This is a genomic window from Streptomyces sp. V2I9, from assembly GCF_030817475.1.
Lineage (GTDB): Bacteria > Actinomycetota > Actinomycetes > Streptomycetales > Streptomycetaceae > Streptomyces.
In genome coordinates this window covers 5,389,944-5,404,635 of sequence record NZ_JAUSZJ010000002.1, presented here as the reverse complement: position 1 = coordinate 5,404,635, position 14,692 = coordinate 5,389,944, and the positions used below count along the sequence as shown (strand labels likewise).

The window sequence follows — 14,692 nt, the reverse complement described above, 5'->3', positions numbered from 1 at the left end:
GTCAGGAGACCGCTTCTTCGAGGCGGTCCGCCTGCTTGTCCTTGAGCGGGCCGATGACGGAGAGCGAGGGGCGGTGGGTGAGGAGTTCCCCCGCCACCTCCCGTACGTCGTCGGGAGTGACCTCCGCGATCCGCGCGAGCATGTCGTCGACCGACATCTGCTCGCCCCAGCACAGCTCGCTCTTGCCGATACGGTTCATCAGCGCGCCGGTGTCCTCCAGGCCGAGGACGGTGGAGCCGGAGAGCTGCCCGACGGCGCGGGCGACCTCGTCGTCGTCCAGGCCGTGTGTGGCGACCCGGTCCAGCTCGTCGCGGCAGATCTTCAGCACGTCGTGGACCTGGCTGGGGCGGCAGCCCGCGTAGACGCCGAAGAGGCCGCAGTCGGCGAAGCCCGAGGTGTAGGAGTACACGCTGTAGGCCAGGCCGCGCTTCTCCCGTACCTCCTGGAAGAGGCGGGAGCTCATACCGCCGCCGAGGGCGGTGTTCAGGACGCCGAGCGCCCAGCGGCGGTCGTCGGTGCGGGCGAGGCCGGGCATGCCGAGGACCACGTGGGCCTGCTCGGTCCTGCGGTTGAGCAGCTCGACCTTGCCGGCGGTGCGCAGGGTGCGGGAGCCCTCGCGGGGCGCCATGGGGACCGCGTCGTGACGCGAGAGGGCGCCGGCCTTCTCGAAGGCGCGGCGGACCTGGCGGACGACCGTGGCGTGGTCGATGTTGCCCGCCGCCGCGACGACGAGGTGCGTGGGGTCGTAGTGCTTCTTGTAGAAGCGGGCGATCTGGCCGCGGTTCAGCGCGTTGATCGTGTCGACGGTGCCGAGGACCGGGCGGCCGAGGGGGGTGTCGCCGAGCATGGTGTGCGCGAACAGGTCGTGCACGCAGTCGCCCGGGTCGTCCTCGGTCATCGCGATCTCTTCGAGGATGACGCCGCGCTCGGCGTCGACGTCCTCGGGGGCGATCAGCGAGCCGGTCAGCATGTCGCAGACGACGTCGATGGCCAGCGGCAGGTCCGTGTCCAGGACCCGCGCGTAGTAGCAGGTGTACTCCTTCGCCGTGAAGGCGTTCATCTCGCCGCCGACCGCGTCGATCGCGGAGGAGATGTCGAGGGCGGTGCGCTTCGCGGTGCCCTTGAAGAGGAGGTGTTCGAGGTAGTGGGTCGCGCCGTTCAGGGCGGGCGTCTCGTCGCGGGAGCCGACGTTGGCCCAGATGCCGAAGGTGGCGGACCGGACGGAGGGCAGGGTCTCGGTGACGATCCGCAGACCGCCGGGGAGGACGGTCCGGCGGACCGTCCCGATGCCGTTGCTGCCCTTGAGAAGCGTTTGGGTACGGGCGACGGCCCGCCCCTCCGAGGAGGTGCGGGCCGTCGTCGCGGAACTACGGGACGTCACTGGTCGGTGTCGTCCTTCTTCTCGTCCTCTTCGCCCTCGATGACGGGGATGAGGGAGAGCTTGCCGCGGGAGTCGATCTCGGCGATCTCGACCTGGACCTTGGCGCCGACGCCGAGCACGTCCTCGACGTTCTCGACGCGCTTGCCGCCGGCGAGCTTGCGGATCTGCGAGATGTGCAGCAGACCGTCCTTGCCCGGCATGAGCGAGACGAACGCACCGAAGGTGGTGGTCTTGACGACCGTGCCCAGGTAACGCTCGCCGACCTCCGGCATGGTCGGGTTGGCGATGGCGTTGATCGTGGCGCGGGCGGCCTCGGCCTGCGAGCCCTGCTGCGCGCCGATGTAGATCGTGCCGTCGTCCTCGATCGTGATGTCGGCGCCGGTGTCCTCCTGGATCTGGTTGATCATCTTGCCCTTGGGGCCGATGACCTCACCGATCTTGTCCACCGGGATCTTGACGGTGATGATCCGGGGGGCGTTCGGGGACATCTCGTCCGGGACGTCGATGGCCTCGTTCATGACGTCCAGGATGTGCAGACGGGCGTCACGGGCCTGCTTCAGCGCGGCGGCCAGGACCGAGGCGGGAATGCCGTCGAGCTTGGTGTCGAGCTGGAGCGCGGTCACGAACTGCTTGGTGCCGGCGACCTTGAAGTCCATGTCGCCGAAGGCGTCCTCCGCACCGAGGATGTCGGTGAGGGCGACGTAGTGGGTCTTGCCGTCGATCTCCTGCGAGATCAGACCCATGGCGATACCGGCGACGGCGGCCTTGAGGGGCACACCGGCGTTCAGCAGCGACATGGTGGAGGCGCAGACCGAGCCCATGGACGTCGAGCCGTTGGAGCCCAGCGCCTCGGAGACCTGGCGGATCGCGTAGGGGAACTCCTCGCGCGTCGGGAGGACCGGCACGATGGCGCGCTCGGCGAGCGCTCCGTGGCCGATCTCGCGGCGCTTGGGCGAGCCCACGCGGCCGGTCTCGCCGACGGAGTACGGCGGGAAGTTGTAGTTGTGCATGTAGCGCTTGCGGGTCACCGGGGAGAGGGTGTCCAGCTGCTGCTCCATGCGGAGCATGTTGAGGGTGGTGACGCCCAGGATCTGGGTCTCGCCACGCTCGAAGAGCGCCGAGCCGTGCACGCGCGGGATGGCCTCGACCTCGGCGGCGAGCGTACGGATGTCCGTGACGCCGCGGCCGTCGATGCGGACCTTGTCCTTGATGACGCGCTCGCGGACCAGCTGCTTGGTCAGCGCGCGGTAGGCGGCGGAGATCTCCTTCTCGCGGCCCTCGAACTCCGGGAGGAGCTTCTCGGCGGCGATCTCCTTGACGCGGTCCAGCTCGGTCTCGCGCTCCTGCTTGCCGGCGATGGTGAGCGCCTGCTTCAGCTGGGGCGTGACGGCCTTGGCGAGGGCGTCGAGGACGTCGTCCTGGTAGTCCAGGAAGACCGGGAAGTCGCCGACGGGCTTGGCGGCCTTGGACGCCAGGTCCGACTGCGCCTTGCAGAGGGCCTTGATGAAGGGCTTCGCCGCTTCCAGACCGGCGGCGACGATCTCCTCGGTGGGAGCCTCGGCGCCGTCCTTGACGAGCTGGATGGTCTTCTCGGTGGCCTCGGCCTCGACCATCATGATCGCGACGTCGCCGTCGTCCAGGACGCGACCGGCGACGACCATGTCGAAGACGGCGTCCTCGAGCTCGGTGTGCGTCGGGAAGGCGACCCACTGGCCCTTGATCAGGGCGACGCGGGTGGCGCCGATCGGGCCGGAGAAGGGCAGGCCCGCGAGCTGGGTGGAGCAGGAGGCGGCGTTGATCGCGACCACGTCGTACAGGTGGTCGGGGTTGAGCGCCATGATCGTCTCGACGATCTGGATCTCGTTGCGCAGGCCCTTCTTGAAGGAGGGGCGCAGCGGGCGGTCGATCAGGCGGCAGGTGAGGATCGCGTCCTCGGAGGGACGGCCCTCCCGGCGGAAGAAGGAGCCGGGGATCTTGCCGGCCGCGTACTGCCGCTCCTCGACGTCCACCGTGAGGGGGAAGAAGTCGAGGTTGTCCTTGGGCCGCTTGGAGGCGGTGGTGGCCGACAGCACCATGGTGTCGTCGTCCAGGTACGCGACGGCGGAGCCGGCGGCCTGCTTGGCCAGGCGGCCCGTCTCGAAGCGGATGGTGCGGGTGCCGAAGGTTCCGTTGTCGATGACGGCCTCGGCGTAGTGGGTCTCGTTCTCCACTAGTGATTTCTCCATACTCGTCGTCTTTCGTCCTCACGCCCGTATGGCGCAGGACGGTGCGGGAGAGGCGCACCGTGGATGCGGGCCGGTCTTCGATCGAAGCTCCCGGGCATGTTCCCGGGGGCCACTACCGAGGACCGGCGGCGGCGTCGTAGCGCCTCTCCCTCGTTCTTGCTGCCGCGCGTGTTCGTCGCGCGGGTCCTGCTGGTGTCGCAGTCCCCAGGTTACTGAGGTTGGCACCGGTCTCGCACGTACGGCAAAGGGAGCGATCCCCTCAGACGCGGGAACCGCTCCCTCTCCACGGCGTACTTACTTGGCGCCGCCGGCCGCACCGCGGCGGATGCCGAGGCGGTCGACGAGCGCACGGAAGCGCTGGATGTCCTTCTTGGCCAGGTACTGCAGGAGGCGGCGACGCTGGCCGACCAGGATCAGCAGACCACGACGGGAGTGGTGGTCGTGCTTGTGCGTCTTGAGGTGCTCCGTCAGGTCCGAGATGCGGCGGGAGAGCATGGCGACCTGGACCTCGGGGGATCCGGTGTCACCCTCCTTCTGCGCGAAGTCGGACATGATCTGCTTCTTCGTAGCGGCGTCGAGCGGCACGCGTACTCCTCTTGGTGTTCGAAGCGCCCACGAGTGCCCCTGGTCTGGTTCTCAGGGGAGCTTCCGTGACTCGGAGGCGAAGGTCCGATGAGCGCAGCCCCCAGGATGATCCGAGGACGCGTACACAAACGGCCACTGGACAGGCTACCAGCCATTCGGGTCACACCCTGCCGGTTTCGCTCCGGCAGGGTGTGCGGGCCGTCGCCGCCGGTCAGCTGGTGAGGGCGCGGATCGAGCGGTAGACGTCGAAGACGGCGAGGCAGAGCGGGAGCAGGGTCAGCAGGACGGCCGTCTCGGCGATCTCCAGGAAGCGGCCCCAGAACGGGGTCACCCCCTTGCGCGGCACGATCAGGCCGATGGCGGTGATCAGGACGGCGACGCCCGCGACCGCGGCGGCGAGCCAGACCGTACGGATGTCGAGGGCGGCGCCGTCGCCGCGCAGGGCGTCGCGGACCATCGCGGCCGGCGGGTTGAGGGACAGGCCGAGGCCGAGGAGGACCAGGGAGGCGAGGCCGGCGGCGAGCGCGCAGCCGACCTGGGCGGTGTAGCGGAACAGGTGGGCGCGCATCAGCATGGCGATGCCGGTGGCCAGGGCGAGCAGCTGGCCCCAGACGTTGTCGGAGAAGCCGAGGACGGCGGAGGCAGCCACGGCGACCAGGGCGCAGCCGCCGACCAGGCCGAGGAGCAGTTCGTGGCCGCGCCGCGCCTGGGCGGCGAGGCGGGCGGCGTCCACCGGGCCGGAGGGCGCGGGCTCGGAGGTGCCGTAGTCGCCGACGGTGGTACGGGGCGGTTCGAAGCCGATGGGGAGCCGGGCGAAGCGGGTGGAGAGTCCCGGCAGGAAGGCGAGGGCCCCCACGGCCAGCGGGGAGCAGACGGCGGCGGCCTCGATCGGCTCCAGGCCGCTCAGGATGGCGACGAAGGTGACCACGAGGCCGATGGCGCTCGCGAAGACGAACGCGACGAACGGCCCGTCGCCGGCGGGCGCGACGATCATCAGAATGACCGCCACCACGAGGACGGCGGCGCAGGCGAGCAGGAACTGGAGCCGTCCGATGCCCTGCCCGGCGCTCAGGGGCAGCAGTCCGGAGCCGGCCACCGCCGCGTTGACCAGGGCGCCGGTGCCGAGCGCGATCGACGAGGCCCGGTCCTCGTACACGCGGGCGCGCACACAGGCGAAGGCGAGCAGGAGGAGGGCGACGACGGCGGCCAGGATGCCGGGCAGTCCGTGCATGTCGTGGAGCGGGTCGGCGGTCCACAGCACGAAGCCGAGCAGGGCCAGCAGGACGGAGCCGCCGAAGAGGCCGGCGCCGCGCATGAGCGCGTCGCCCCAGAGCGTGCGGTCCTTGGCCACGGCGGTGGCGACGGCGTCCGAGACGTCGTCGAAGACGGCGGGGGGCAGCGATTCGGAGAAGGGCCGCATCGACAGCAGCTCGCCGTCGAGGATGCGGTGCCCGGCGAGCGTGCGCGCGCTGTCCAGGACGGTGCCGTCGCGGCGTACGAGGTGGTAGCCGACGGGTGCGCCGGGGGCGGGGCTCTGTCCGGAGAGCCGGAGGACCTCGGGGTACAGGTCCGCGATGGGAATGTCCTCGGGCAGGGCCACGTCGACACGGCTGTCGGGCGCGACGACCGTGACCCGGCAGAATCCGGTGGCGCTCCCGGACGGTGTTCCGTGGCTCTGCCGTCCAAGTCCGGTGGCTGCCGCTTGGGCCGTCGTGGTCACCTGGTGCTCCCCCTAGCTCGTTCTGCGCTCGCTGCTCGTTCCGCGCACGTTCCGGGTGTCGCGGGCGTGGTGCCGCGCCGCGTGCCGCTCCCACGACACCGCCGGGCCGCGTCCGCCCCGGACGCACCGCCGGGACCGCCGATCGCACCGCGCGTCCCGAATGACCGCCTTCGCACGACAGTTAGCGGATGCGTACGTGCGTCGCGACACCCTACCGCCATCGGGTCGCGCTCACGCCAGTAGGATCCCTCCCGCGGATGGAGCCCGTCGCCACGGGGGCGCCGATAGGAACACTTCCGTCCGGCAAGGGAATTGGTGAGCTGTGAGCCAGATCGTCGTCAAGCGCCCACCGCGGGCCCTGCCCACCGAAGTGCCGGTCGAGCAGGTGCAGTTGCAACCTCCGCCGGAACTCCCCCGAGGCCAGCAGGAGGGGGCGCTGATGCAGCTCCTGCCGATGCTGGGCATGGGTGGTTCCGTCGTCTTCTTCTTCATGACGCCCAACCCGATCATGCGCATCATGGGCATGATCATGATCGCCTCGACGCTCGCCATGGCCATCGCGATGCTCGTACGGTACCGGCGGGGCACCCAGGGGGAGCTGGCGGATCTGCGCCGCGACTACCTCAAGTACCTGACGCAGACCCGTCGTACGGTGCTGAGGACGGCGCGCAAGCAGCGCGACGCGCAGTTCTACCTCCACCCCTCCCCCGAGCAGTTGTGGGCGCTCGTCGCCGAGGGCAGCCGGGTCTGGGAACGGCGTGCGGGGGACGCGGACTTCGCACAGGTGCGGATCGGGCTGGGCAGCCAGGAGTTGGCGACGCCGCTCGTCGCGCCCGAGACGGCGCCGGTGGACGAGCTGGAGCCGCTGGCCGCCGGGGCGATGCAGCAGTTCCTGGCGACGCACTCCACCCTGGACGGACTGCCCATGGCCGTCTCGCTGCGCGCGTTCTACCACCTGACGGTCAGCGGTGACGCGGAGTCGGCGCGCTCGGCGGCGCGGGCGATGGTGGGCGGGCTGGCCTCCCTGCACTCCCCCGAGGACCTGGTGATCGCGGTCGCGGCCGGTGCCGAGGCGGCGCCGCGGTGGGAGTGGGCGAAGTGGCTCCCGCACGCGCAGGCGCAGGGTCCCGCCGACGGGGCGGGGACCAGGCGGTTGATCACCACCGGCCTGCCGGCGTTGGAGGACCTGCTGGCGGGGCGGCTGGAGGGCAGGCCCCGCTTCCAGCCCGGTGGCCAGCCGCTGGTGGAACAGCCGCATGTCGTCGTGGTCCTGGACGGTGAGTCGGTGCCGCCCATGTCGGTGCTCGCGTCGGCGGAGGGCCTGCAGGGCGTGACGGTCATCGAGATCGTGCCGGGCGAGGTCACCGGGGCGCGCGGGGGCCTGTCCATCGTGGTGCAGCCGGCGTCGCTGCGATTGGAGTCGGGCCAGGGGCTCGTCTACGACGGGGTTCCGGACCTGCTGAGCCTCGAGGCCGCCGAGGCGCTCGCCCGCCAGTTGGCCCCGCTGCACATGGCGACGGGCGGGGATGACGACGAACCCCTGCTGGCCAACCTGGAGTTCACGGACCTGCTGAACCTGGGGGACGCCGCCTCGGTCGACGTGGGCCGGACCTGGCGGCCGCGGTCCCAGGCGGAGCGGCTGCGGGTGCCGATCGGTGTGGGCGAGGACGGTTCGCCCGTGATGCTGGACCTGAAGGAGGCGGCCCAGGAGGGTATGGGACCGCACGGACTCTGCGTGGGCGCCACGGGTTCCGGCAAGTCGGAGCTGCTGCGCACCCTGGTGCTGGGTCTCGCCGTCACCCACACCTCCGAGACGCTGAACTTCGTTCTCGCCGACTTCAAGGGCGGCGCGACCTTCGCCGGAATGGCGCAGATGCCGCACGTGGCGGCGGTGATCACCAACCTGGCGGACGACCTGACGCTGGTCGACCGCATGGGCGACTCCATCAGCGGTGAGCTCAACCGCCGGCAGGAGATGCTGCGCGACGCGGGCAACTACGCCAACATCCACGACTACGAGAAGGCGCGCGCGGCCGGTGCGCCGTTGCAGCCGATCCCCTCACTCGTCCTGGTCATCGACGAGTTCAGCGAACTCCTCACCGCCAAACCGGACTTCATCGACATGTTCGTCCAGATCGGCCGTATCGGCCGTTCGCTGGGCGTGCACCTGCTGCTGGCGTCGCAGCGGCTGGAGGAGGGGCGGCTGCGCGGCCTGGAGACGTATCTGTCGTACCGGGTGGGTCTGCGGACGTTCTCGGCGGCGGAGTCGCGGGCCGCGATCGGCGTGCCCGACGCGTACCACCTGCCGAACGTGCCGGGTTCGGGGCTGCTGAAGTTCGGTACGGAGGAGATGGTCCGGTTCAAGGCGGCGTACGTCTCCGGGGTGTACCGCTCCGGTGGGCAGCGGGCCGCCGCGCCGGGCGCCCCGCTGCCGGTGGACCGCAGGCCGGTTCCGTTCACGGCCGCGCCGGTCCCCGTCCAGTACGTGCGGCCGGCGGCGCAGGTCGGAGGCGTACCGGAGCAGCGTTCGGCGGAGGACGACGCGCTGGCGGACACGGTGCTCGATGTGATCGTGCGCCGGCTGGAGGGCCGCGGGGCCTCGGCGCACCAGGTGTGGCTGCCGCCGCTGGACAACCCGCCGTCGCTGGACGAGCTGCTGCCGGGGCTCTCCCCGGTGCAGGGCCGGGGGCTGACGCAGCCGGATTTCGAAGGCTCGGGTCGGCTGGTCGTGCCGCTGGGCGTGGTCGACAAGCCGTTCGAGCAGCGGCGCGACACCCTGTACCGGGACTTCTCCGGCGCCGCCGGCCACATGCAGATCACGGGCGGCCCGCAGTCGGGGAAGTCGACGCTGCTGCGGACGCTCATCGCCGGTTTCGCGCTCACGCACACCCCGCAGGAGGTCCAGTTCTACGGGCTCGACTTCGGCGGCGGCGGTCTGTCCTCGATCGCGGGTCTGCCGCACGTCGGCGGTGTGGCGTCCCGGCTCGACCCCGAGCGGGTGCGCCGCACGGTCGCCGAGGTGTACGGCATCCTGGCGCGGCGCGAGGAGTACTTCCGCAGCGCCGGCATCGACTCCATCGCCACGTTCCGCAGGATGCGGGCGCGCGGTGAGATCTCGGTGACGGACCAGCCGTGGGGCGACGTGTTCCTGGTGATCGACGGATGGGGCAGCTTCCGTACGGATTACGAGGCGCTGGAGACGGCGGCGACGGACATCGCGGCGCGTGGTCTGGGGTACGGCATCCACCTGATCGTCACGGCGTCGCGCTCCATGGAGGTACGGGCCAGCCTGAAGGACCACCTGATGAACCGCCTGGAGCTGCGGCTCGGCGACGTCATGGACTCCGAGCTGGACCGCAAGGTGGCCGCCAACGTGCCGGCCGGGGTGCCGGGCCGCGGTCTGACCCCGGAGAAGCTGCACTTCATGGCGGCGGTGCCGAGGATCGACGGCATCAACTCCGACAGCGACCTGTCCGAGGCGACCGCGGCGATGAACCAGGAGGTCACCCGCCACTGGACGGCCGCGCCCGCCCCGGCGGTACGTCTGCTGCCGCGCGCGCTTCCGGCGGCCGAACTCCCGCCGGGTCACGCGGTTCCCCAGCGCGGTGTCGCCTTCGGCATCGACGAGAACAACCTGGAGCCGGTGTTCCTGAACTTCGAGCAGGACCCGTTCTTCCTGGCGTTCGGCGAGGCCGAGTCGGGGAAGTCCAACCTGCTGCGGCTGCTCATCAAGCAGCTGACGGAGCGGTACGACGGCAACACCTGCAAGCTGTTCGTCATCGACAACCGGCGATCGCTGCTGGACGTGACCCCCGCCTCGCACCTGGCGGAGTACATCCCGATGTCCAACAACATGGACCATCACATGGCGGCGCTGCACGACCTGATGAAGCGCCGCACGCCGGCCGCCGACGTCACGGCACAGGAGCTGCGCGAGCAGAGCTGGTGGCAGGGCCCCCACGTGTACGTCGTCATCGACGACTTCGACCTGGTCGCCACGTCGAGCGGCAACCCGCTGTCGGCGATCACGGAGATGCTGCCGTTCGCCCGTGACGTGGGCGTCCGCTTCATCATCGCCCGCAGCACGGCGGGGGCGAGCCGCGCGCTGTACGACCCCTTCCTCCAGCGCATGATCGAGCTGGGCGCCCAGGGCGTGATGCTGTCGGGCGACCCGAACGAGGGCGACATCCTCGGCAACGTACGCCCGCGCCCGATGCCTCCGGGCCGCGGCATCTTCGTGACGCGCCGCCGGGGGAATCCGCTGGTGCAGACGGGGCTGGTGGCGGAGTAGCCGGGGGCCGGGCGGGGCCGGCTTGCGGAGGGGCGGGGCGCACGAGGTTCGTGCGCCCCGTTTCTCGGCCGGGGGCGCTTCTCGGTGGCTGTTCCCGCCGTCCGACAGCCCAGGGGCGGGGCGAACCGGTGCCGCCCGGCAGCCGGGGCGGGCAGCGCGGCCCGACAGCCCGGGCGGACCGGTGCCGCATGCCGGGCCGCGACCGGCGTGGGCAGCACTTCCCGCCCGCTGCCTGCCGGTGTGGGGGCACACGGTTCAGGGTGGACACCTCCCGCGCGTGTCCACCCTGATGTGCTGTGCCGCGTCATGCTGCTCAGCGGCGGCTTTCGGCACCGCCTCGGCCGAACTCCGTCAGAAGTTCGCCGCCGCGCGCTTGTCGCCGCCGCGGTAGATCGGCGCGGCCTCGGCGACCTTGCGAGCGATCTCGTTCAGGTTGGACTGGATCGCGGTGGCGTCCGCGTTCCACCTGGTCTGAGCGGTGGTGTAGGCCTGCTTCGCCTCGCCCTCCCACAGCTCCGAGACCTTGGCGATCATGCTGCTGATCTCCTTGAGGTCCTGAGCGAGATTCGCGGCCTGCTTCTTGATCTCACCGGACGCGAGATCAAGGCTCGCGTAAGTGACGACCGTCGTACCGTCGTTGTGTGCCATGGGGTCCTCCGTCGAATCCGGGTTACGGGGTGAGGGGTGCGGGTCAGAAGTCGTTCAGGCTGGACTTCGGGGGCGTGTAGCCCTCCACGACATCCACGCCCTGGAGCGCCTGGCGGATCTCGTCCTCGTTGTCGCCCGAGATGGTACGGGCCGCCTTGATGGCCTCCTGGAAGCTGAGGAGCTGCTTGCCCAGGCTGACCATGCGGTTGTTGATCTCGGTCTGCTTCACGTTGAAGTGGTTGGCGCCGATGCCCTGCCACTTGCCTTCGAGGTTGTCGATCGTCGCGTGGAGGCTCTTGAGCTGGCTCTTCACCGACTCGAACTTGATGGTGAGGTCACCCTCCAGCTTCAGGAGCGCGGCATCTGAGACCTTCTGGTCTGCCATGGTTCTCTTTCCCTTTCGGTTGGTTCTGCGAGGCCGGCATGGATGGCCGGCCGGTACAGGCGGAACGTGCGGGTCAAGCGGCCTTGCGCCTGCGGATCACGGCGTAGGCGATTCCTCCGAGGACGGCCACGGCTGCGGCGACTCCGAGGAGGAGGCCCGACCGGTCGTCGCCTCCGGAGGACCGGGTGTCCTTCACCGCCACGGTCTGCCCGCCCTCCGCCCCGTTCCCGGCGGGCTGCGCCGGGGTCTGGGCGGAAGGGCCGGACGGCGCGGCGCGGCCGGTCGTCCTCTTCTTGGTCAGCGGGCTGATGTCCGGGGCCCCCGGATCGCCCTTGCCCTTGAGCACGCTCATGGAAGGCCGGATCAGCCCGTGCCCGAGGTAGTCGCTGCGCGTGCCGTCCTTCCAGTCGCGGCCGGCGGTGTCGAAGAGGACGTTGAGGACCTGGTTGGCGGTCCAGTCGGGGTGGAGGGACCAGACGAGGGCCGCGGAGCCGGAGGCGATGGCGGTGGCGGCGCTGGTGCCGCCGTCGCCGTCGCAGTAGCGCTTGAAGGAGTTGTCGCACCACCTCGGGACGTCGCTCCCTGGAGAGGCGACATCCGCCGTGCCGGCGTGCTGGGAATAGAACGAGACCTTTCCGGCGCGGTCCGCCGAAGCGACGCCGACCACAGCGGGATAGGCCGCCGGGTACCCACGCTTGTTCTCCTGGTGTCCTTCGTTCCCTACGCCCGCGAAGAGCAGCTTGCCTTTGCCCTCGGCATACTTGATCGCTTCGTGTTGCTGAGGGGAGACCCCATAGCCGCCGAAGGACATGCTGATGATCCGTGCATCGCCGTCGGCCGCGGTCCGGATGGCATGCGCGATGTCGTCGCTCGCCTTGGTGTGTTTCTCCTGGAACTCGTCCAGGCCGATGCGCAGAGGAATGATCTTGGCTCCGGGGGCGAGCCCCTTCAGGCCGCCTCCTTTGCCCGTCCCGGCGATCAGTTCGGCCATCGTCGTACCGTGACCGTCGTAGTCGTCGGTTTCGTCGCCCGGCGCCCCGGTGGCGTCGACGCCCTGGAGAACCTGTCCCCGCAGGGACGGGGTGGACGAGTTCACACCGGAGTCGATGACAGCGACCTTGATTCCCTCACCGGTCGTGACCTTCCACATCTCCTCGGCCTGCATCGCACCGAGGTACCACTGCTTCGAGCGGGTGTCGGCGGCGGCGGGCTGCGCCGCGCCGACGAACACCACGCTCCACGAAGCAACCGCAGCCACCGCACCGAGCACACGCACGCGCCTCGGAGGTCGGCCCATCCCTGCTGTCATCCGGCTTCCGAACCTTCCCTGGGGCTGTTACTCGACCACCGGCGGCACGGCTCCGCGCCGGACGGCGTTCCATGTCTCTTCGTCTTCTGTCAGGTAGTCGGGACGGGTCGATCCGTTGTCCTCGTCCTCGCGCCCGCCTTGGCGGCGATCCGCGGGACCTCGCACGAGCCCCGCGCCACCTGTCGTGAACCCCTTGGTGTTCGGACCACCTCCCGCAGCCTTGCGGGCGGCGCCCACAACACCGCTGCCACCCGGAGCGGGAGTGGTTCGCCCACCGGCACGAGAAGCGGCGGCGGCCCCCGGGCCTCCGATCACTCCCCGCTGGCCGACGCCGCCGGCAGCGCCTCTGCTCCGGGGAGGCTGTTGGGCGGTCCCGCCGACGATGCCGTTCCTACCTCCGGCACGCGGCCCGCCGACCGCAGGCGTCCCGCCCTGGCCGACCACGGGCCGCCCGCCCGTCACACCGGGCCGCCCCGCGATCGGCGACTGCGGACCGCCCACCGGACGTCCGGCGAACGAGGAACCCCCGCCGCCGCTCATCGGGCCGGGGCGGCCGGCCGGAAGGCCGCCCTGCCCTCTGGCGACCGGACCGCCCCCGGTGGGCTGGGCCTTGCCCCAGCCCGGACCGGTCTGGCCGACCGTGCGCGACATGCCCGTGGGCCCCGTCGGGCGCTGCGTTCCCCGTGGACCAGGGTTCGTCGGGCCGGGCAGCATGGGCGGCAGCACCCCGGTCGGCCCTGTGGAGGGCGTGGGAGCGGGAGACGGTGGTGCGCTGGTGACCGTCGGCGGAGTCTGGGGAGGTGCGACGCTGTTGATCTCCGTGGCCGTGCTCCCGTCCAGCGTCGGCGCAGGCCCGAGTGGGTCCACGGCAGCCCGGCCACCAAATGTGCTCGGCGCTTCCGGTCCTTCTGCGACGGAGCGCACCGAATAGCTCTGGCCTGTCCCGCCACCCGCGACGAATCCGTCGGGGGATGAACCGCCGGAACCTCCTGGTAGCCCGACCCCTCCCACTGGCGGCGGCATGTCGATAGGCAGCAGCTTTTCGAACCGCGGCGGCTCCTGCCCCTCCAGCCGCTTCCCCGAGACCGCGTAGTACGAAGCCAGCCGGTTGATCTGGTTGATGGCCTCCTGGCGGTTCTTCTCCACCTTGAGTGCGGCCTGGTACTCCGGGTTGTCCGCGGTCCGGGCCGGGAGTTCGATGTCGTCCGGGCTCTTGCGGACCTGGCGGTCGTCGCGTGGCGGCATGGCGCTGCGTACGGAGGCCAGGCCGGTGCCCGCGACCGTGATCTGGGTGCCGGCGACCTCCGCGAAGTCGCCCAGCTCGCGTGCGTGGGCGACCAGGCCCTTGCCGAACGCACGGAAGGCCGTGCCGGACTCACCCTGCCAGTCGACCCCTGTGAGGTACGTGTCCAGCTCCTCCGCGGCCTTCGAGATGGCATCCCTGGCTGCCCAGAGTGCCTTGCCCGCGCTCTCCAGGTCTTCCGGCCGGGTGTTCTCCACCAGGTCGATCATGGAGTTGAGCTCGAACCCCTCGAAGGAGGTACGGCCCGCGGGCGGGCCGGCGAAAGGCACCCCCTTGCGGAAGGCCTCGACGATGTCCGTCTGCGCCATCTGGATCTTGACCTGCGCCTGGTCCTGCACCCGCTGCTCGGCGGGCGTCAGCTTCTGCGGCGTCTCGTCGCTCATTCCGCTCCCCACCCGCCCTCGACCTGCTTGACCTGGTTGGTCGGCCCGGTGTCGGTGCTCCGCTCGATGCCTTCCTCGTACAGGCGCGTCTGGATCTCGTGGAAACGTCGCCTGATGTCGTCCTCGACGTTGTCGAAGCCGACAGCCGCCGCGTGGACGCCCAGGCTCAGGTACTCGATCTGGTCGCCGAGGGACTTGGAGAGTGCGACGAGGGAGGTATGGACCCGGTTGTACTGGGTGTAGAGGCCGTCGGCCTCGGCGAAGCACGTGTTCTGGCCGCTCAGCGAGGCCCGCGAGATCTTCTGGTCGGCGACCTTCGTCCTGCTGGCCGCCGAGCCCTCGAAGTCGACCAGCAGGTCGTCGACGCGCTTCTTGAATGTCTCCAGCGCGCCCACACCCCGTTTGAGGTCACTCCCACCTTCGGACATCGTTCTGTCCTCCCCGTTCCGCATCCCCGTTTGC

General features: G+C 70.5%; 10 protein-coding genes. 1 reads left to right on the top strand and 9 read right to left on the bottom strand.

Annotated elements, in window-relative coordinates:
* Position 1: 1 nt before the first annotated feature.
* The 4 genes from QFZ71_RS23765 to eccD form a co-directional block, all read right to left on the bottom strand.
* The gene (locus tag QFZ71_RS23765; protein WP_307670187.1) at positions 2–1,381 is read right to left on the bottom strand and encodes a pitrilysin family protein; all 1,380 of its coding nucleotides are present in this window, start codon (positions 1,379–1,381) and stop codon (positions 2–4) included.
* Positions 1,378–3,591, bottom strand: coding sequence for a polyribonucleotide nucleotidyltransferase (locus tag QFZ71_RS23760; RefSeq protein WP_307671560.1), 2,214 nt, complete (start codon positions 3,589–3,591; stop codon positions 1,378–1,380). Before QFZ71_RS23760 ends, QFZ71_RS23765 begins: the two co-directional genes overlap by 4 nt.
* A gap of 309 nt (positions 3,592–3,900) precedes the next feature.
* Positions 3,901–4,191 (bottom strand): 30S ribosomal protein S15, encoded by a 291-nt coding sequence (gene rpsO, locus QFZ71_RS23755; RefSeq protein ID WP_015611843.1) that lies wholly within the window; start codon positions 4,189–4,191, stop codon positions 3,901–3,903.
* Between the two features lie 211 nt (positions 4,192–4,402).
* A complete protein-coding gene (gene eccD, locus QFZ71_RS23750; RefSeq protein ID WP_307670186.1) occupies positions 4,403–5,911 on the bottom strand; it encodes a type VII secretion integral membrane protein EccD in 1,509 nt (502 codons plus the stop codon).
* A gap of 322 nt (positions 5,912–6,233) precedes the next feature.
* On the opposite strand from eccD, the gene eccCa reads away from it, so the two are divergent.
* On the top strand, positions 6,234–10,202 hold the full coding sequence (gene eccCa / locus QFZ71_RS23745; RefSeq protein ID WP_307670185.1) for a type VII secretion protein EccCa: 3,969 nt from the start codon (positions 6,234–6,236) through the stop codon (positions 10,200–10,202).
* Positions 10,203–10,553: 351 nt separating this feature from the next.
* On the opposite strand, the gene QFZ71_RS23740 is transcribed toward eccCa, so the two are convergent.
* The 5 genes from QFZ71_RS23740 to QFZ71_RS23720 all read right to left on the bottom strand — a co-directional run bounded on the left by QFZ71_RS23740 (position 10,554) and on the right by QFZ71_RS23720 (position 14,682).
* Complete coding sequence (locus tag QFZ71_RS23740) at positions 10,554–10,850, bottom strand: WXG100 family type VII secretion target (RefSeq protein ID WP_307670184.1); 297 nt, start codon at positions 10,848–10,850, stop codon at positions 10,554–10,556.
* 43 nt (positions 10,851–10,893) lie between these two features.
* Entirely contained in the window at positions 10,894–11,235 is a 342-nt protein-coding gene (locus QFZ71_RS23735) for a WXG100 family type VII secretion target (protein WP_307670183.1), read from the bottom strand.
* 73 nt (positions 11,236–11,308) lie between these two features.
* On the bottom strand, positions 11,309–12,544 hold the full coding sequence (locus QFZ71_RS23730) for a S8 family serine peptidase (RefSeq protein WP_307670182.1): 1,236 nt from the start codon (positions 12,542–12,544) through the stop codon (positions 11,309–11,311).
* A gap of 27 nt (positions 12,545–12,571) precedes the next feature.
* Positions 12,572–14,230, bottom strand: a complete 1,659-nt coding sequence (locus QFZ71_RS23725) for a hypothetical protein (protein ID WP_307670181.1) — start codon at positions 14,228–14,230, stop codon at positions 12,572–12,574.
* On the bottom strand, positions 14,227–14,682 hold the full coding sequence (locus QFZ71_RS23720) for a hypothetical protein (RefSeq protein WP_307670180.1): 456 nt from the start codon (positions 14,680–14,682) through the stop codon (positions 14,227–14,229). Before QFZ71_RS23720 ends, QFZ71_RS23725 begins: the two co-directional genes overlap by 4 nt.
* Positions 14,683–14,692 lie beyond the last annotated feature (10 nt).